Annotated in this window: 14 protein-coding genes; 8 read left to right on the top strand and 6 right to left on the bottom strand. The window is 56.6% G+C overall.

What is annotated here, in order from left to right; all coding sequences use genetic code 11:
* The first annotated feature begins 30 nt into the window (after positions 1-30).
* The gene (fetA, locus tag EBA31_RS24575) at positions 31-708 is read left to right on the top strand and encodes an iron ABC transporter ATP-binding protein FetA (RefSeq protein WP_122080412.1); all 678 of its coding nucleotides are present in this window, start codon (positions 31-33) and stop codon (positions 706-708) included.
* Positions 695-1468 carry an iron export ABC transporter permease subunit FetB gene (gene fetB, locus EBA31_RS24570; protein ID WP_020837408.1) on the top strand — a complete coding sequence of 258 codons (774 nt, stop codon included), beginning with the start codon at positions 695-697 and terminating at the stop codon, positions 1466-1468. The genes fetA and fetB overlap by 14 nt, the downstream gene beginning before the upstream one ends.
* Positions 1469-1536: 68 nt before the next feature.
* Here fetB and EBA31_RS24565 read toward each other — a convergent pair whose 3' ends face one another.
* Complete coding sequence (locus EBA31_RS24565; protein WP_122080411.1) at positions 1537-2373, bottom strand: TIM barrel protein; 837 nt, start codon at positions 2371-2373, stop codon at positions 1537-1539.
* A gap of 46 nt (positions 2374-2419) precedes the next feature.
* Positions 2420-3847, bottom strand: a complete 1428-nt coding sequence (locus tag EBA31_RS24560) for a sugar porter family MFS transporter (protein WP_046372444.1) — start codon at positions 3845-3847, stop codon at positions 2420-2422.
* Between the two features lie 553 nt (positions 3848-4400).
* On the opposite strand from EBA31_RS24560, the gene EBA31_RS24555 reads away from it, so the two are divergent.
* A complete protein-coding gene (locus tag EBA31_RS24555; protein ID WP_048760466.1) occupies positions 4401-5906 on the top strand; it encodes a CoA-acylating methylmalonate-semialdehyde dehydrogenase in 1506 nt (501 codons plus the stop codon).
* A gap of 383 nt (positions 5907-6289) precedes the next feature.
* Complete coding sequence (gene iolB, locus EBA31_RS24550; protein WP_020837401.1) at positions 6290-7111, top strand: 5-deoxy-glucuronate isomerase; 822 nt, start codon at positions 6290-6292, stop codon at positions 7109-7111.
* A 45-nt stretch (positions 7112-7156) separates the two neighbouring features.
* On the opposite strand, the gene EBA31_RS24545 is transcribed toward iolB, so the two are convergent.
* Positions 7157-7993: a MurR/RpiR family transcriptional regulator gene (locus EBA31_RS24545; protein WP_020837400.1), complete on the bottom strand. Its 837-nt coding sequence runs from the start codon at positions 7991-7993 to the stop codon at positions 7157-7159.
* 196 nt (positions 7994-8189) lie between these two features.
* Positions 8190-10118: a 5-dehydro-2-deoxygluconokinase gene (gene iolC / locus EBA31_RS24540; RefSeq protein ID WP_122080410.1), complete on the bottom strand. Its 1929-nt coding sequence runs from the start codon at positions 10116-10118 to the stop codon at positions 8190-8192.
* A gap of 534 nt (positions 10119-10652) precedes the next feature.
* Between iolC and iolD the strand changes: the two genes are divergently transcribed.
* The 4 genes from iolD (at position 10653) to iolE (ending at position 15552) form a co-directional block, all read left to right on the top strand.
* Positions 10653-12593 carry a 3D-(3,5/4)-trihydroxycyclohexane-1,2-dione acylhydrolase (decyclizing) gene (gene iolD / locus EBA31_RS24535; protein ID WP_122080409.1) on the top strand — a complete coding sequence of 647 codons (1941 nt, stop codon included), beginning with the start codon at positions 10653-10655 and terminating at the stop codon, positions 12591-12593.
* Positions 12594-12657: 64 nt separating this feature from the next.
* Positions 12658-13671 carry a Gfo/Idh/MocA family protein gene (locus tag EBA31_RS24530; RefSeq protein ID WP_046372447.1) on the top strand — a complete coding sequence of 338 codons (1014 nt, stop codon included), beginning with the start codon at positions 12658-12660 and terminating at the stop codon, positions 13669-13671.
* Positions 13672-13710: 39 nt separating this feature from the next.
* On the top strand, positions 13711-14595 hold the full coding sequence (locus EBA31_RS24525) for a sugar phosphate isomerase/epimerase family protein (protein ID WP_044554812.1): 885 nt from the start codon (positions 13711-13713) through the stop codon (positions 14593-14595).
* Between the two features lie 60 nt (positions 14596-14655).
* Positions 14656-15552 (top strand): myo-inosose-2 dehydratase, encoded by an 897-nt coding sequence (gene iolE, locus EBA31_RS24520; protein WP_046372448.1) that lies wholly within the window; start codon positions 14656-14658, stop codon positions 15550-15552.
* Positions 15553-15612: 60 nt separating this feature from the next.
* Here the strand turns inward: iolE and EBA31_RS24515 are convergent, their stop codons facing one another.
* Entirely contained in the window at positions 15613-16791 is a 1179-nt protein-coding gene (locus EBA31_RS24515; protein ID WP_122080408.1) for a P1 family peptidase, read from the bottom strand.
* Positions 16788-17306, bottom strand: a complete 519-nt coding sequence (locus EBA31_RS24510) for a GNAT family N-acetyltransferase (protein ID WP_122080407.1) — start codon at positions 17304-17306, stop codon at positions 16788-16790. Before EBA31_RS24510 ends, EBA31_RS24515 begins: the two co-directional genes overlap by 4 nt.
* Positions 17307-17565: the final 259 nt, after the last annotated feature.

Raw genomic sequence — 17565 nt, 5'->3', positions numbered from 1 at the left:
AAATATTTTCATGAGGGATGCGTGCATATAATGAAGGAAAGCAAAGAAATACTGTTATTGGATGATATTCATTATCAAATAGACGAGCAGGTTATTTTAGATTCCGTGTCTTTCGGTCTGAATCAGGGCGAATTTAAACTGATTACCGGCCCGTCTGGCTGCGGAAAAAGCACCCTGCTAAAAATCGTATCTTCCTTGATCGACCCGACCCGTGGAAAAATTATTTTTTCCGGTAAGGCCATTACCGATATACCGCCGGAAGAGTACCGTCAACAGGTGTCGTACTGTTTTCAAACCCCTTCGCTGTTTGGCGACAGCGTGTATGACAATATCGCGTTGCCCTACCAGATTCGCAAACAAAAACCGGACAGGAAAAAGATGCAGGCCGACCTGGTGCGCTTTGGGCTAGCGGAAAATATGCTGGATAAAAGCGTTAACGAATTATCGGGCGGCGAGAAGCAGCGAATTTCGTTGATCCGTAACCTGCAGTTTATGCCCAAGGTTCTGTTATTGGATGAGATCACCAGTGCGCTGGATGAAGATAATAAACGCAACGTTAATGAAATTATTCATCAACTGGTCGCACAGCATGGCGTCGCGGTGTTGTGGGTTACGCATGATAAAGATGAAATCAAACATGCGGATGATGTGATTACTTTGAGTGCGCATGGCGCTCGGGCGCAGGAGACGACCAATGAACCAGCATAACATCAGCAATGAATCTTTGGCTTTGTCGATGGTATTGGTGATTATTGCTATTTTAATCAGCCATAAAGAAAAGCTGGCGCTGGAAAAAGACATTATCTGGAGTATTTGCCGGGCGGTGGTGCAACTGATCATTGTCGGCTACGTGCTGAAATACATTTTTGATGTAAATAACGCCATTCTGACGGTGCTGATGGTGCTGTTTATCTGCTTTAACGCTGCCTACAACGCGCAAAAGCGCAGTAAATATATCGATCACGCATTTATGACGTCGTTTATTGCCATAACCACCGGCGCGGTATTAACGTTGGCGGTGCTGGTACTGACCGGTTCGATTGAGTTTACCCCAATGCAGGTGATCCCGATTTCCGGCATGGTGGCCGGCAATGCGATGGTGGCAGTTGGCCTGTGCTACAACAACCTGGGGCAGCGTTTCAAAAGCGATCAGCAGAAGATTCAGGAGATGCTGAGCCTGGGCGCCTCGCCGAAGTTCGCTTCGGCGGCGCTGATCCGCGACAGTATCCGTGCTTCGTTGATCCCTACGGTGGACTCTGCCAAAACCGTGGGGTTGGTCAGCCTGCCGGGTATGATGTCGGGTCTGATCTTCGCCGGTATCGATCCGGTCAAGGCGATTAAGTACCAGATTATGGTGACTTTCATGCTGTTGTCGACCGCCAGCCTGTCGACCATCATCGCCTGCTACCTGGCCTACCGGAAGTTCTACAACGAGCGCCATCAGCTGGTGGTCAGCACGTTGAAATAATCTGGAGAAAATAAGGGTAGGGGCGCCCGGTTAAATCAGGGGCGAGCATGCTCGCCCCTTTGCGGCCGCTACCCTTGCAGCAGAGCGATGCTCTGACGGATTTCACGTTCTATATCCGCTGCCGTCCAGCTGTCCAGTTGCGACGAAAACGGCTCGAAGGCGTAAATGCCGGTGTAGCCCAGGCGCTCCAGATCCTGCACCTGCTTTTTGCTCTCCAGCCGATCTTTGTCACTCAGCATGATGCGTTCTTCGTCGCTTAATGCGCTTTTAGCACGCAGATCTTCCACCCCGGAAAGGTGCACCAGCCCAATGCCGTCGATCTGAATTTGCGCATCAAATTCAGGCTGCGTGACGTCGCTTAAATAGTGGTGGAAGGTATCCAGCACGATTTTGTACGGCGCGCCAGAATCCCGGATCAGGGACTGCGTCAGCAGCGATGAGCGCAGTGAGCTGATACCGAACCCCAACGGCTCCACATAGCCCTGTACACCGTATTGCCTGAACAGCGGAGCCAGCAGCTTAAGGGCCGCCAGCGTGTCGGTTTTTTTCTGCTCTTCGCTGCGGTTATCGCCCGCGCTGCAATGCGGGCACAGTACCAGCGCCTTGCTGCGGATTGCCTGAGCTTGTGACAACAGCGCCTCGGCGTTTTTCAGCAACGCGGCTTGATCGTCCAGCAGGTTAAACATGCCGAGCGCGTTAATGGTGACGATTTCGATACCGTATTTTTCTGCCAACGCATTTAATTGATCGTTGCTCAGGTTATCGGTCACCTTGCCGCTCGACATATCGTTGCGCAGCTCTACTTTGTTGAGCCCGCACTTTTTCACCAGGCTGAAAAACTGTTCCAAATCGAGATTTGGCGCGATCTTGCGGTTGATGCAAAAACGGTCTGGCGCAATGGTCATGATGCATTACTCCTGAATGAGTTGATAAAGCCTGATATTTACAGGTCTATAGCGGCGTGCGTTGTATTTCGGGTTGAGGTTGGCGATAGCGTTTTGCCATGACCACGTCCTCCATTTTTTCCAGCGATACCCCTCGTGTTTCAGGAATATAGCGGCCGATAAACCAGTAACTGAACAGGCAGCAGACGGCGAACACCCACATCGGGAAGGCACCGTGGAAGCTGGAGAACAGATAAGGGTTATCGTTGATCATCGGGAAGGTCTGAGACACGACAAAGTTGGCCAGCCACATGCAGCCGACGGCAATGCTCATGCCCTGAGAGCGCATGCGATTGGGGAAGATTTCTGACACCAGGACCCAGGCGCCCACGCCCCACGACAGCGCATAGAACACCATAAAGAACAGCATGCCAAACAGCGCGAAGTAGCCGGTGGCCTCGGTATAGAGCGCATAGGAGGTGATCAGCAGGCCGGCGATGACGCCCAGCGTACCCCAACGCATCAGCGGGATGCGGCCCATGCGATCCATCAACATGGCACCGATGACGGAACCGACCAACTGCATCACGCCGATCCAGATGGTTTGGAACAGCGCTTCCTGCGCGTTTACGGTGACGGTTTTCAGCACCACCGGCGCGTAATACATCATTACGTTAACCCCGGTGACCTGCTGCAGCATGGCGATCATGCAGCCAACGAACAGAATGAAGCGTACCCGTTTATCGGCATAGCTGAGTTTTTTCTGGCTGGCTTGTTGATCCTGTTTTATCGAGTCTTTGATTTCCTGCAGCACTTTTTTCGCATGTTCGGCGTTGGACACTTTGGTCAGCATCGCCAGCGCCTGATCGTCCCGGCCGACCATCACGCTCCAGCGTGGCGACTCTGGAATGATAAATACCAAAATGCAAAACAGGATGCAGGGCAGCACGCCGGAGGCGAACATCCAGCGCCAGCCCATCTCCACCAGCCAGGCTTCACTGGCGATGCTGGCGATTTTGAAGTTAACGTAGAAGATCACGATTTGGCCGAACACGATGGCGAATTGCTGCATGCTGAGCGCACGGCCGCGCATGTCTTTGGGTGAGACTTCCGACATGTACATCGGCGAAACGGTCGCGGCGATACCCACCGCCAAACCGCCGATAATGCGGTAAATCACAAACCAGGTGAAAGTTGGCGCCAGTGAAGAACCCACCGCCGAAATGGTGAACAGCACTGCCGCCAGCATCAGGGCCTTCTTACGACCGTATCGCCCGGCCAGTGGCCCGGCGGCAAAGGCACCGACCACGCAGCCGATCACCACGTTGGAAACGGCCCAGCCGGTTTCGGCGGGGCTGAGATTAAAATAGGTTTTCAGGGATTCGATCGCGCCGGAGATCACGGCGGTGTCGTAGCCGAACAAAATGCCGCCAAGTGCCGCAATGCCGCATATTCGCAGTATGTACCCGGTATTATGCTTACGCTGAGATGACATGTGTTGCTCCGATTTTTTTCCTGGCTTCCACCCGCGCTGTTGGTTGTAGGGAAGAGGAGGCGGAAGGGGTTGGACCCTGCCTGTCATTAAGGCGGTGATAGTCGAATTAACGCTTCGGTAAACAAGAACATTTATTTCATAATTAGTGAATAATGAAATATTGATTTTTAGATCCAGTTCAAAAAAAACCGCAAATGCCCCTCAAGCGTTACCGCGCGATCCTTTAGCGTCTGGCCGGGTCGTCTTTCCCCGTGGGCTGCCTGTTTCTGTATAAAAGTCAGGGCTAATTCCCTGCCGTTAGCACGTGAACACAGGGACCGCTTTTTTTCCTTCATGTAATGGCCTTGCACGGTGACGTGGCAAAACTGCGACCTTCCGCACTAAAAACAAATTTTCTAAAATAATTTATTTGAAACTTTTTTTTCAATGAAATAGAGTTTGCTTCATCCGGTCAGGATTTAGCCTGCTTGCGGGCAGTCTCCGGCAAGCGGTGTGATGAAAACGCTACGGCCGCAGACGGTCAGGCGACAGCGGACTTAAAAGAGGGTGAGACATGAAAACCGTGGGTAACTTTATTGGCGGGCAGGTGTGCCTGAGCAGCAGCAATCAAACCGTCGACGTGCATAATCCGGCTTCCGGGCAGGTTGAACGCCGCGTGACGCAGAGCACTGCCGCCGAGGTGAAGCAGGCCATTGACGTGGCCCACCAGGCATTTGCCGACTGGTCGCGCACCACACCGCTGCGCCGTGCGCGCATCATGTTCAATTTTAAGGCGCTGCTGGAACAGCATCGCGACGAGCTGGCGGCGCTGATTGTCAGCGAGCATGGCAAGGTGTATTCCGATGCGCTGGGCGAACTGACCCGCGGCATCGAAGTGGTGGAATTTGCCTGCGGCATTCCACATCTGATCAAGGGCGAATATTCTGCGGACGTCGGCAGCGGCGTTGACAGCTTCTCGCTGATGCAGCCATTGGGCGTGGTCGCGGGTATCACCCCCTTCAACTTCCCGGCGATGGTGCCGATGTGGATGTTCCCTATCGCGCTGGCCTGCGGCAATACCTTTGTGCTCAAGCCCCCGGCGCTGGTGCCTTCGGCCTCGGTTCGCATGGCCGAACTGCTGAAAGAAGCCGGGCTGCCGGACGGCGTATTCAACGTGGTGCATTGCGCAAACGAAGAAGCCGCGCAGCTGTGCACCGATCCCCACATTCAGGCGGTGAGCTTTGTCGGCTCCTCTGCGGTGGCTGAACATATCTATACTACCGCCAGTGCCCACGGCAAGCGGGTGCAGGCCTTCGGCGCGGCGAAAAACCAGGCCATCATCATGCCTGACGCCGATCTGGACGCGACGGTCAATGCCCTGATGGGCGGCGCATTCGGCTCGGCCGGCGAGCGTTGCATGGCGTTGCCGGTGGCGGTGGTCGTCGGCGACGACACGGCCGATAAACTGATTGCCAGACTGAAGCCGCTGATCGCTCAGCTGCGCGTTGGTCCAGGGCTTAAACAGGGTGGCGAAGAAAACGAGATGGGGCCGCTGGTATCCTCGGCGCACCAGAAGAAAGTCCTGGGTTATATCGATCTGGGCGTGGAAGAGGGCGCTACCCTGGTGGCCGATGGCCGCAACTATCAGGTGGCGGGTTACCCGGACGGCTACTACGTTGGCGGTACCCTGTTTGACCACGTTACGCCGGAGATGCGTATCTATCGCGAAGAGATCTTCGGGCCGGTGTTGGGCATTGTTCGCGTGCCGGACTACCAGACCGCCATCGATACGGTGAATGGGCATGAATTTGGTAACGGCAGCGCTATCTTTACCAGTAACGGTCACTACGCGCGCCAGTTCGTGCAGGAAGTGCAGGCCGGCATGGTGGGAGTCAACGTCCCGGTGCCTGTCCCGATGGCGTTCCACAGCTTTGGTGGCTGGAAGCGCTCGGTATTCGGTGCATTAAACGTTCACGGTACCGACGGCGTGCGTTTCTACACCCGGATGAAAACCGCCACCGCCCGCTGGCCAACCGGGCAGCAAACGGTGTCTGAATACAGTATGCCGACGCTGGGTTAAGGCACTATACCCGTCGTCTTTCAAGCCGCGGCGCTGTTACCTGCTTACAAGACCCATCCGTGGGTCTTACCCCTTCGGGGCCGCAGCAAGCAGCGTTCAAATCTGTTCCCGACAGATTTGTCATTCACCTCAGTCACTTACTTAAGTAAGCTCCGGAGGATGAATAAGCTGGGCGCCTGGCTGCAACTTGAAATCCATAGGGTATGTGCATCTACCCTGCATACTTGAAGCCGCATCTGTGTTGGCTGCGTGCATTCGGCCCAGTCACCCGGTAGGGGGCGAATAAATTCGCCCCGGTTAATTCGGGCGCAGCATGCAGCGCCCCTACGATGATGCAACGCCAATTATTTGGGGTCTATTCATACTTAATTGGGAGAATTACCATGTCTTCATTGCTCGCCAAATGTCAGCAGCCAAATGCCGAGGGGCGCATCCAGCACGTCACCCCGGAGAATGCCGACTGGCGCTTTGTCGGGTTTGACGTCTATCGTCTCGAAGCCGGTCAGTCGCTGCAGTTGGAAAGCGGCGACAAAGAACTGTGCCTGGTGCTGGTCGCCGGTATCGCTTCTGTCGCTACCCTGCGAGCGGAATACCCGAGCATCGGTAAACGGATGAGCCCGTTTGAGCGCACCCCGCCTTATGCGGTGTATGTGCCGCATCACGATCGAATTGAAGTGCGCGCGGAAAGTGCGTTGGAGTTGGCGGTTTGCAGCGCGCCGGGCCACGGGCACCTGCCATCGCGGCTGATCACTCCGGCAGACGTGGGCGTAGAGCGGCGCGGTAAAGGGCGCAACCAGCGTCTGGTACACAATATCTTGCCGGACAGCGCGCCCGCCGACAGCCTGTTGGTGGTGGAAGTGTACACGGATGAGGGCAATACCAGCTCTTACCCTAGCCACAAACACGATCAGGAAGATTCGCCGGATGAAACCTATCTGGAAGAGACTTACTATCACCGGATCCAGCCGGAACAGGGCTTTTGCATGCAACGGGTCTATACCGACGACAGGTCGCTGGACGAGTGCATGGCGGTCTATAACCGCGACGTGGTCAAGGTGCCGCGCGGCTACCACCCGGTGGCAACGCTGGCCGGTTACGACAACTACTATCTCAACGTGATGGCCGGGCCGGTGCGCCTGTGGAAATTCACCTGGGAAAAAGACCACGCCTGGATTAATAGCGACGGATACCCAGCGGCGAAATAATTCGCATCAGGCCCGGCTAGCCGGGCCTTGTTGATCCTGCCCGTATTACTCTTCTTTGGCGTTATTCAGCGCCAGCGATACCGCCAGGGTTTGCGCCAGACACATAGAGGCGACCTGGGAGCGGAAACCGTCCACCTGCGCTTCGCGCACCACAAAGCACACGTCGCTGAAGGCGGCCAGCGGGCTGACCTGGCTGTCGGTAATGGCAATCTGCTGTGCGCCACGCTTGGCGCCCAACTCCACCAGTTCCAACGCTTCCTGCGCATACGGCGAATAGCTGATGGCGATCACGACGTCATTGGGTTTCACCATGCTGAGTTGCTCGGTAAACATGCCGCCCAAACCGTCGATCAGAAAGGCCCGGCGCTCCAGGTGACGCAAGGCATAGGTGAGGTACGAGGCGACGCTGAATGAACGACGCAAACCGATCACGTAGATATTTTCGGCGTTGTTCAGCAACTCAACCGCGCGATCCAACTGCTCGGGGCTGGTTTGCATCGCCAGCTGTTGCAGGGCCTGAGCATTGACCATGGTGAAAACGTTAAGAATTTCCGCCGGTTTTTCCGGCGCAACGTTATCGTCGGTAGAGGTCTGGCGAAACAGGCGAGCGCGTTCGGTATAGTTGACCGTTTCTTCCATCAGGTGCTGGCGAAAAACCTGTTTCATTTCGTTGAAACCGCTGAAGCCAAACGCGTTGGCAAAGCGGATCAGGGTCGACGGCGGGACGCTGGCCTGTGCGGCGATGGAGGCGACGGTATCGAAAGCAATGCTGTTACTGTTATCCAAAATGTAACGCGCCACCTGTTTCAAACGCTTGCTCAGCGTTTCATAACGGTGGCGGATCTCGTCCTGTAACAGCGAAAGTTGAGTTGGGTTGTTCATCCATTCGGCTCGCAGTGTGGGCTAAGGCGTATTGGCCTGACGCCTGAATTATTGACAGCTCATTCTAACAGATGGAGCGGAAGTTTCATTTCACCAAAAAGCGATTTATTCGATTGCAAGTTGCGTTACTTCACAGAAAACCGGCAAAAAAATCCCCTTAAAGCGGCGAAAATCGTTTAAGGGGAGGGTTTGTCGATTAAGACGAGTGAGAGGTTGGGCGGTATTGGCGCCAGAAGCCAATCAGCGTCAGGTATTTTTGTTTCACCTGCTCGATTAAGCCGGCGTCATCCAGTTCGCCCTGCAACCAGCGGCGTGAAGGCTGGCCGAAGATGGTGCGGCCGACGGCAAAACCTTTTACCCAACGGGCGTCTGCCGCCGCGGCGAAACCGGCCTTCAGCGTTTCTTCCGGTGAGTCCAGCCCCAGTATCAATACGCCACGGCAGAATGGATCGTTCGCCTCTATCAAAGCCCCCACCCGCTGCCAATTTTCTGCGCTCAGCGGCGGCAATTTCCACCAGTCGGGCTTGATGCCCAGCGTGTAAAAATATTGCAGCATCTCCAGATAGTAGCTTTCGGCCTTGTCGGCGTTGCTTTCCGGCAGGATCACCTCCAGCAACAGTTCGTGGCCGGACTTGCAGCAACCGCGATACACGTCGGCAATCAGTTCATCCTGCTCGCGACGCAGTTCGGCGGCGTCATGCGGATGGTAAAACACCAGGCACTTCACCACGTGCTCCTGCGGCCAGTCGATCAGCTGCGAGCCAATATTGCCGTGCTCCAGTCGTAGCGGGCGTGAACTGGGCAGCTCGATCGGTCGGCCAATCCACCAGCCCTGCCCGGTGATGCTGTTCAGCGCCGCCTGCCCATAGGTGGTATCGGCCAGAATGCCGCTGTTGCCCTGCAACCCGGCAACCTCGGCGGCCTGTTGCGCCGCGGTCAGCAGCAGGGTTTTCAGTTTGGGAATGCGTTCCTCGCTGACGTTGGCTTCTCGCGCCATGTCCGCCAGCTGTTTGCGGTGGTCGAAAGCGAACACGCACAGCTCCGGCCACTGCTGTTTACGGGTAGTGACCCGGTGCAGATGGTTAAGCCGCGCATCGCGATCCGGACGTTTCACTTCCTGCTCGCGCTGCAGGTAGTCATCCAGTTCCTGCTTGGTTGGCATCGCCGGCGCACAGCCGTGACGCGAAACCACCAGTGCGCCGCAGGCATTGGCATAGCGGCAGGCCTGATCCCAACCTTCATCGTTCAGGTAACCGCGCAGCAGGCCGGACATAAAGGCATCGCCCGCACCCAGTACGTTCAGTACCTCAACCCTTACGCCGGAGTGCAGTTTGACCTGCTGCCAGCTTGTCGGGATCTCCGCTTCAAATACCGAACAGCCCTGGGCGCCGCGTTTGCAAACCAGCGTGGCCTGGGTCGCCTTGCGCACGTTTTTCAACGCGGTCAGGGTATCGGTGCTGCCGCCGGCAATATGAAACTCTTCTTCGGTGCCGACGATCAGATCAAAGTGATGCAGCACTTCTTGCAGTTCGCGGGTCACTTTTTCTGACTCGACGAAACGGGTTTCACCGTCGCCCAGCGATGTCAGGCCCCACAGCACCGGCCGATAATCGATATCCAACGCGGTGCGCAGACCGTGGCGTCGGGCGTATTCCAGCGCCTTTAACACTGCCGCGCGGGTGTTCGGATGCGACAGGTGGGTGCCGGTAATGGCCAATGCCCGTGACGATGCAATGTAGGCCTCGTCGATATCGTCCGGCGTCAACGCCATATCGGCGCAGTTTTCGCGGTAGAAAATCAGCGGGAAGGTTTCCTGATCTTTAATGCCGAGGATCACCAGGCCGGTCAGGCGCTGGGGGTCGGTAATCAGGCTTTGGGTGTCGGCCCCAACGCGTTGCAGTTCTTCGCGCAGGAAACGGCCCATATGTTCGTCGCCGACGCGGGCCAGCATGCCGGACTTCAGACCCTGAATGGCCGTGCCGTAAGCCACATTGCCGGAAGAGCCGCCGAGATATTTTGAGAATGTGCTGGCATCTTCCAGGCGTGCGCCGATTTGCTGTGCATAGAAATCGACGGCGATACGCCCGAGACAAATGACATCAAGCTGTTTTTCTTGTGTAGCCATACCCGTTTCCTTCTGTATTAAGCGAAACCCCGACTGCGAAGCATTTTTGGAGTATGAGGAATAAAAATTTCAATTTCAAGATTGAATGAAATTTACACCCCAAAAATGTGATGCATTTAAAACCCCGTTGCTACAACGGTAAAGGGCATCGAAAACCCCGCCCGCCCTGAGGTGAAAACGCCGAGGGTCGGCAAGGGGATCCTTGGTGTCACAGGCTGATGGTGCCAAGGGTTGCTGTGAGTTCAGGCGGTGTTGGATGGACGCCTCAACGGGTGAAAGGGTGGCTAAGTCAGTGAATTCTAAAGGCATGGATGAAACGGGGTTTTCATCATTATGGGATCTTTATCGCAAAATGAAATGTTTCTTCTGTAATGTGATTTTATGAAAAATATATTTGTTTATAATCCCAACACGTTTCAGGTTGTCGGCTTAAGCAGGACACAGCGCTTGCTGACGGCGAGTATCACACAGCTTATCTGGTTCGGCATGTAACTGGTGCCGGCGCGGGCGAGACTAATCTAAAAGGGTGAGTAAATGGGCAAGATCCGGTTAACCATGGCACAGGCACTCGTCAGGTTCCTCGACAACCAGTACCTGTTGGTCGACGGCGTGGAAACCAAATTCGTCAAAGGCATCTTTGCGATTTTCGGCCACGGCAACGTCCTCGGTCTGGGGCAGGCGCTGGAGCAGGACAGCGGTGAGCTGGTGGTGCATCAGGGGCGTAACGAGCAGGGTATGGCCCACGCAGCGACCGGCTTCGCCAAGCAGAAGCTGCGTCAGCAGATCTATGCCTGCACCTCTTCCGTCGGGCCCGGCGCCGCCAATATGATCACCGCCGCCGCGACCGCCACCGCCAACCGCATTCCTTTATTGCTGCTGCCGGGCGATGTTTACGCCTCACGCCAGCCGGACCCGGTGCTGCAGCAGATTGAACAGTCTTACGATCTCAGCATCAGCACCAATGACGCCTTCCGTGCGGTGAGCAAGTACTGGGACCGCATAGTGCGTCCTGAACAACTGATGAGCGCCTGCATCAATGCGATGCGCGTGCTGACCGATCCGGCGGAAACCGGCGCGGTGACGCTGTGCCTGCCGCAGGACGTGCAGGGCGAAGCCTATGACTACCCGGACTATTTCTTCCAAAAGCGTGTGCATCGGCTCGATCGCCGCCCGGCGACTGCAGGCATGCTGGAGGATGCGTTGGCGCTGCTGACCGCTAAACGTCGCCCGCTGCTGGTGTGCGGTGGCGGGGTGAAATACTCGCAGGCCGGCCAGGCGCTGCGTGACTTCGCCGAGCGTTTCCACATCCCGTTTGCCGAAACTCAGGCAGGCAAAGGCACGGTGCCTAGCAGCCATGAATTCAACCTGGGGGGCATCGGTGAAACCGGCTGCCTGGCGGCGAATACGCTGGCACGTCAGGCCGATCTGGTGATTGGCGTGGGCACCCGTTATACCGACTTCACCACTTCGTCAAAATGGCTGTTCCAGGATCCGGACGTCGATTTCCTCAATATCAACGTCAGCGCTTTTGACGCCGGCAAGCTCGACGGCGTGCAGGTGTTGGCCGATGCCCGCGAAGCGCTGTCCGCACTGAGCGAACGGCTGGCACAGGCAGATTATCGAGCCGGCTGGGGTAATGCCATTGCCGACGCACGCAGCGCGCAACAGCAGGAAACCGCCCGGGTTTATGCGGTGGAATACACCGGAGAAGGTTTTGTTCCTGAAATTGACGATCACCTCGATCGTGACCGCGTGTTTGCCGAATTTATCGAAAAGACCGACTCCTTGTTAACCCAAAGCCGGGTGCTGGGGGTACTGAACCAGCATCTGCCGCAGGACAGCGTGATCGTCGCCGCCGCGGGCAGCCTGCCGGGTGATTTGCAACGGGTGTGGCACAACCACGGCGAACAGGGTTATCACGTGGAATACGGCTACTCCTGTATGGGCTACGAGGTCAATGCCGCGCTGGGGGTCAAGCTGGCTGAGCCGAACCGCGAGGTGTATGCGATGGTCGGCGACGGCGCCTTTATGATGCTGCATTCCGAACTGGTCACCTCGATTCAGGAAGGCTGCAAAATCAACGTGGTGCTGCTCGACAACATGACCAACGGCTGCATCAATAACCTGCAGATGGAACACGGCATGGACAGCTACACCACCGAGTTCCGCTTCCGCAACCCGCAGGGCGGCAAGCTCGACGGCAATTTGGTGCCGGTCAACTTTGCCATGCTGGCTGCGGCCTACGGTTGCAAAACCTACAGCGTGACCACCGAGCAGCAGCTGATCGAAGCGCTGGCTGATGCCCGTCGGCAAACCGTGTCGACCCTGCTGGACATCAAGGTGCTGCCAAAAACCATGGTGCACAAATATCTCAGCTGGTGGCGCGTGGGCGGTGCCCAGGTTGCCGACAGCGAAAAAATCGTCGCCGTGGCCCGCAAGCTGCAGGAAAACATCGATAAGGCCCGCGACTACTGATCAGGATCCCGTTTGATTACCCAGACCTTGCGTCTGCCGCAACTATTTGAAGAGGATAACGAAAATGACATTGAACATTGGGGTTATTGGCACCGGCGCAATCGGTCGGGATCACATTCGCCGCTGCAGCAAAGTGTTGCAGGGCAGCCGTATCGTGGCGGTCAACGACATCAATCGCGACAGCGCCGCCAAGGTGGTGAGCGATCTGAAGCTGGACGCCAAGGTGTATGACAACGGCCACGATCTGGTCAATGCGGCGGACGTGCAGGCGGTGCTGGTCACTTCCTGGGGCCCGAGTCACGAAGAGTTTGTGTTGGCCGCGATTGCCGCCGGTAAGCCGGTATTCTGTGAAAAGCCGCTGGCGGTCACCGCTCAGGGCTGCAAAAACATCGTCGAGGCCGAAGCGAAACACGGTAAACGTCTGGTGCAGGTCGGCTTTATGCGCCCTTACGATCAGGGTTACCGCGCGTTAAAACAGGTGCTGACCAGCGGGCAAATTGGCGAACCGCTGATGCTGCACTGTGCACACCGCAACCCGACCGTCGGCGAAGCTTACACCACGGATATGGCGATCACCGACACCCTGATCCACGAGATTGACGTGCTGCGCTGGCTGCTGGATGACGACTATGTCTCGGTGCAGGTCGTGTTCCCGCGTAAAAGCCCCAAGGCGTTCCCGCACCTGAAAGATCCGCAAATTGTGCTGTTCGAAACCGCCAAAGGCACGCGCATCGACGTCGAAATTTTCGTTAACTGCCAATACGGCTATGACATCCAGTGTGAGGTGGTGGGTGAAACCGGCATTGCCAAGCTGCCAGAGCCGTCTTCGGTGCAGATGCGCAGCGGCGCCCGACTGTCTACCGAAATTCTGACCGACTGGAAAGACCGCTTTATCGATGCTTATGACGTCGAGCTGCAAGGCTTTATCAATGACGTCTTGGCCGGCAAGCTGACCGGGCCTTCCGCCTGGGATGGTTATGCCGCTTCTGTCACTGCCGACGCCTGCGTGGCCGCGCAACTCAGCGGTGAAATTGTGCCGGTGACCTTGCCGCCGCGCCCGGCTTTTTACGGCAACTGATGGGTTGAGCGCCGCACTTACGTTTAAAGAGGAATGACCATGAAGATCGCTTTTGATGTGGATGTCATCAGGGACCTTGGCATCACTAAAATGGTTGAGCAGGTGGCGGACTGGGGCTATCAGTATATTGAGCAGTCGCCACACCCGCAGATCAATCCGTTCTACAAGCATCCGAAAGCCGGGCGCGAAGTGATGGCGGAATACAAAAATGCGCTGAAGGCCACCGGCGTGGAGATTTCCTCGTTTATCGTGGTGTATCGCTGGTCCGGTCCGGGGGAAGATCGCCGCCAGGCGGCGGTCAAAAACTGGCGCCGGATGATTGAAATCGCAGTGGAAATGGGCGTACAGGTGATCAATACCGAGCTGGCGGGTAACCCCAATGAGCCGGAGATCTGTGAAGAGCTGTGGTATCGCTCAATGGAGGAGCTGCTGCCGATTATCGAGCGTGAAGGCATCCGCATGGAAATCCAATCGCACCCGTGGGATTTCTGCGAGCTGAGCAACGAAACCGCCGATATCGTCAAGTCGTTACGCAGCGATCACGTGAAGTATCTCTACAGCGTGCCGCACACCTTCTACTACGACAAAGGTCAGGGCGACGTGGCCGGCATGCTGAAATATGCCGGTGACGATCTCTCGCACGTGTTGATCGCCGACACCATGAACCATACCAAGCACTGCCGCTATATCGTCAACCCGCCGGGTGTAGACGCCGCCGTGCACCAGCATATGGGTATCGGCGAAGGGGAAGTGGATTTCGATGCCCTGTTCCAGACGTTGCGCGATATGGAGTTTGCCAATCGTAATTTTAAGGTGGGCGGCGAATCCATTATCTGCACCTCGCTGTTTGGCTATCCGGAACGAATGAAAACTCAGGCGGTAGCGACCCGAGAGCGCATCGAAAAAGAGCTGTTGGGTAAATAAATTTCTCGGCTGCGTGGGTGTGAAATCACCGGCGTGCTGCTCCTATGATTGAGGCTGAAAATGAATAAAGACAACGTAAAACTGGCCATCGCCCCGATTGGCTGGACCAACGACGACATGCCCGACCTGGGCAAAGAGAACACTTTCCAGCAGTGCGTCAGCGAAATGGCGCTGGCCGGGTTTACCGGCAGCGAAGTGGGCAGCAAGTATCCGCGCGATCCGGCGGTGCTCAAGCCGATGCTGGATATCCGCGGCATTCAAATCTGCAACGCCTGGTTCAGCACCTTCTTCGCCGATGGTCTGAAAGAAAAAACCATTGATGAATTTATTAACCATATGAATTTCCTGCATGCGATGGGTGCCAAGGTGATTGGCTGCTCCGAGCAGAGCAAAAGCATTCAGGGCACCACCAAAGGGGTGTTCGAAGAGAAGCCGTATTTCAGCGATGAAGAGTGGCAGCGAGTGGCCGATGGCTACAATGAGCTGGCCAAGATTGCTGCCGGTAAGGGCATGCAGGTCTGTCTGCACCACCATATGGGTACCGGCATTCAAACTACCGCCGAGATCGACCGTTACATGAGCATGGTGAACGACGACGTCTACCTGCTGTTTGATACTGGCCATGCTTACTATTCAGAAGGCAGCCAGCAGGCGATGATGGCGATACTGGAAAAATACCTGCCGCGTATTAACCATGTGCATCTGAAAGATGTGCGTGACGACGTGGTGGCCGAGGTAAAGGCCAACAAACTCAGCTTCCTCGACGGCGTGAAGAAAGGCACCTTTACCGTGCCGGGTGATGGGGTGATCGACTTCCGTCCGGTGTTTAAACTGCTGGATGAGCGCGGTTACAAAGGGTGGATGGTGGTGGAGGCGGAGCAGGATCCGGCGCTGGCCAACCCGTTTGAGTATGCGGTGAAGGCGCGCCGTTATATTAAAGAGACCGCCGGCATTTAATTCGCAGGCGATCGGCAAGGGGCGCTCGAGTCATCGATGCGCCCTTTTTTATTGGCAACGTCAGGCGAGGGTTTTCCAGGTGGTTACCTGTCCGCCGGGCCATGAGGTTGCCGCATAGACACCACGGGCGATGGCCCGTGCCAGGGTGTCCGCCGCCAGTGCACCTATCTGCAGCACCGCCAGCTCTCGGCTGCCTTGTACCTCACGCTGCCCGGTGGATAAGGCAAACACCACATCGCCGTCGAACGGGCTGTGTAGCGGGCGGATGGCGCGTGCCATGCCGTCCTGCGCCATCATCGCCACGCGTTTCAGCTCCACCCGGGTCAACGCCAGATCGGTGGCGATGCAAGCCAGGGTGGTGTTCTTCCTGCCGCCCGTCGGTTCTTCTGGCATCCAGTCTTCGCCCTGGCCATGCAACTGCGCCAGCGCTGCGGCACCGCCATTGCCAAACTCGCCGTCGATTTCATAAGGCGTCGCCCAGAAGGCACGGGTCCCGGGGGCGACGACCGACCCCAGGCTATTGACCGCCACCAGTGCGCCGACGGTAGCGCCATTGGTCGCCACGATCGACGCCGAACCCAGCCCGCCTTTCAGCTTGCCCATGCCGGTCATGGCACCATAGCCTGCACCCACGGTGCCGAGCGGAAAGTCGTGGCCGGCCTTGCCGGCGGCCTCTATCCCCAATTGGCGATAGGGCGGGTCGAGCTGCCAGTTTTTATCGCCAGCGTTGCTTAGATCATACAGGCAGGCGGTGGGTACGATGGGAGAGACCGGTACGCCCGGTGCCGGACGAAGGGCGTAACCACGCCCCTGTTGCCCCAGCCAGGCTGCGACGCCATCTGCCGCCGCCAGGCCATAAACCGAACCGCCGCTCAGCACCAGTGCATCAAGGGTTTGTACCAGATTGTCTTCCCCCAGCGCATCGGTTTCGCGGGTTGCCGGGCCGCCACCGCGCACATCGACGGCGGCGATCGCCGGGCTATCCGGCAGGATCACCGTGGTGCCGGTACGCACCCGGCTGTCCTGAGCGACCCCGACCTTCAGGCCGGGTACGTCGGTAATCAGGTTACGGGTGCCGGTTCGAACGGCGGGAGAACTTGGCATTGCGGCCCCCAGGAAGGTGGTGGGAGAGAGGATGCCGATAGCACCCGTTACGCAGGCCAGCGTTTGCACGAAGGTGCGACGGCTGACGGTGAAGGGGCGGTTTGCCGCCCCTGATTCACTTTTTATCTCACTCATGAGGCTGATTTTTTCTGCTGTTCACTGCGAAAGCGAGCCATATGGTAAGAATCTACCAGTACGCCGTCGCGCATGGCGTAAGCGCGGCTGGTCCCTTCGATTTCAAAACCGAACTTGCGGTATAGCGCGATGGCTGCCTGATTATCGGTAAATACCGTCAGCTCTATGCGTTCGATGTCTGCCCAATTGTCGCACAGGTCAATCATCGCTTTCATCAGGCTGCTGCCGACGCCTTTGCCGTGGTGGTGGTCATCGACGCCGATGCCAAAGCTCGCCACGTGGCGGCGGCGTACACGCTGATTCAGCATCACGCTCAACTGACCGACAATCTGTCCGTCGATGCAGGCCACCAGGCTATGCGTGCCCGGTTCGAGATTGGCGAGGCGCTTGTGCCATAGTTCGACCGACGGTAGCGGAAGATGTAGCGTGTCACGGTAAGCCTTCGGCTGAGAATAGAGTTGATGCAGGGCCTGTGCATCTGCCGTTTCCACGTGACGAACTACGATTTCACTCATTACGCTGCTCCTTTGGCTTACCGGTTGAATAACCTCTGAATTTATCGGTTTATTGTGTCGAGTCAATATTATTCCGGATTGGTTAAAAAAACGCTTTACAGGTGCGAATGATAATGATTATTATTGCGATGCGTTCCGGGGAGAGTATCAACCTTTGATACCCTCGCTGCGAAGGCACGACATTGCTCACATTGCTTCCAAGTATTACTTAGCCAGCTCGGGTGCTGGCTTTTTTTTTGCCTGTTTTCAACTCACCCGC

The organism is Serratia sp. P2ACOL2 (assembly GCF_003691565.1).
Classification (GTDB): Bacteria; Pseudomonadota; Gammaproteobacteria; order Enterobacterales; family Enterobacteriaceae; genus Serratia; species Serratia liquefaciens.
This window is presented reverse-complemented; position numbering and strand designations above follow the sequence as displayed.

Bases quoted from the DNA above. Each gene is read 5' to 3' on its own strand.
- fetA (WP_122080412.1), top strand. From the start codon at position 31: ATGAAGGAAAGCAAAGAAATACTGTTATTGGATGATATTCATTATCAA.
- fetB (WP_020837408.1), top strand. From the start codon at position 695: ATGAACCAGCATAACATCAGCAATGAATCTTTGGCTTTGTCGATGGTA.
- EBA31_RS24565 (WP_122080411.1), bottom strand. From the start codon at position 2,373: ATGACCATTGCGCCAGACCGTTTTTGCATCAACCGCAAGATCGCGCCA.
- EBA31_RS24560 (WP_046372444.1), bottom strand. From the start codon at position 3,847: ATGTCATCTCAGCGTAAGCATAATACCGGGTACATACTGCGAATATGC.
- EBA31_RS24555 (WP_048760466.1), top strand. From the start codon at position 4,401: ATGAAAACCGTGGGTAACTTTATTGGCGGGCAGGTGTGCCTGAGCAGC.
- iolB (WP_020837401.1), top strand. From the start codon at position 6,290: ATGTCTTCATTGCTCGCCAAATGTCAGCAGCCAAATGCCGAGGGGCGC.
- EBA31_RS24545 (WP_020837400.1), bottom strand. From the start codon at position 7,993: ATGAACAACCCAACTCAACTTTCGCTGTTACAGGACGAGATCCGCCAC.
- iolC (WP_122080410.1), bottom strand. From the start codon at position 10,118: ATGGCTACACAAGAAAAACAGCTTGATGTCATTTGTCTCGGGCGTATC.
- iolD (WP_122080409.1), top strand. From the start codon at position 10,653: ATGGGCAAGATCCGGTTAACCATGGCACAGGCACTCGTCAGGTTCCTC.
- EBA31_RS24530 (WP_046372447.1), top strand. From the start codon at position 12,658: ATGACATTGAACATTGGGGTTATTGGCACCGGCGCAATCGGTCGGGAT.
- EBA31_RS24525 (WP_044554812.1), top strand. From the start codon at position 13,711: ATGAAGATCGCTTTTGATGTGGATGTCATCAGGGACCTTGGCATCACT.
- iolE (WP_046372448.1), top strand. From the start codon at position 14,656: ATGAATAAAGACAACGTAAAACTGGCCATCGCCCCGATTGGCTGGACC.
- EBA31_RS24515 (WP_122080408.1), bottom strand. From the start codon at position 16,791: ATGAGTGAGATAAAAAGTGAATCAGGGGCGGCAAACCGCCCCTTCACC.
- EBA31_RS24510 (WP_122080407.1), bottom strand. From the start codon at position 17,306: ATGAGTGAAATCGTAGTTCGTCACGTGGAAACGGCAGATGCACAGGCC.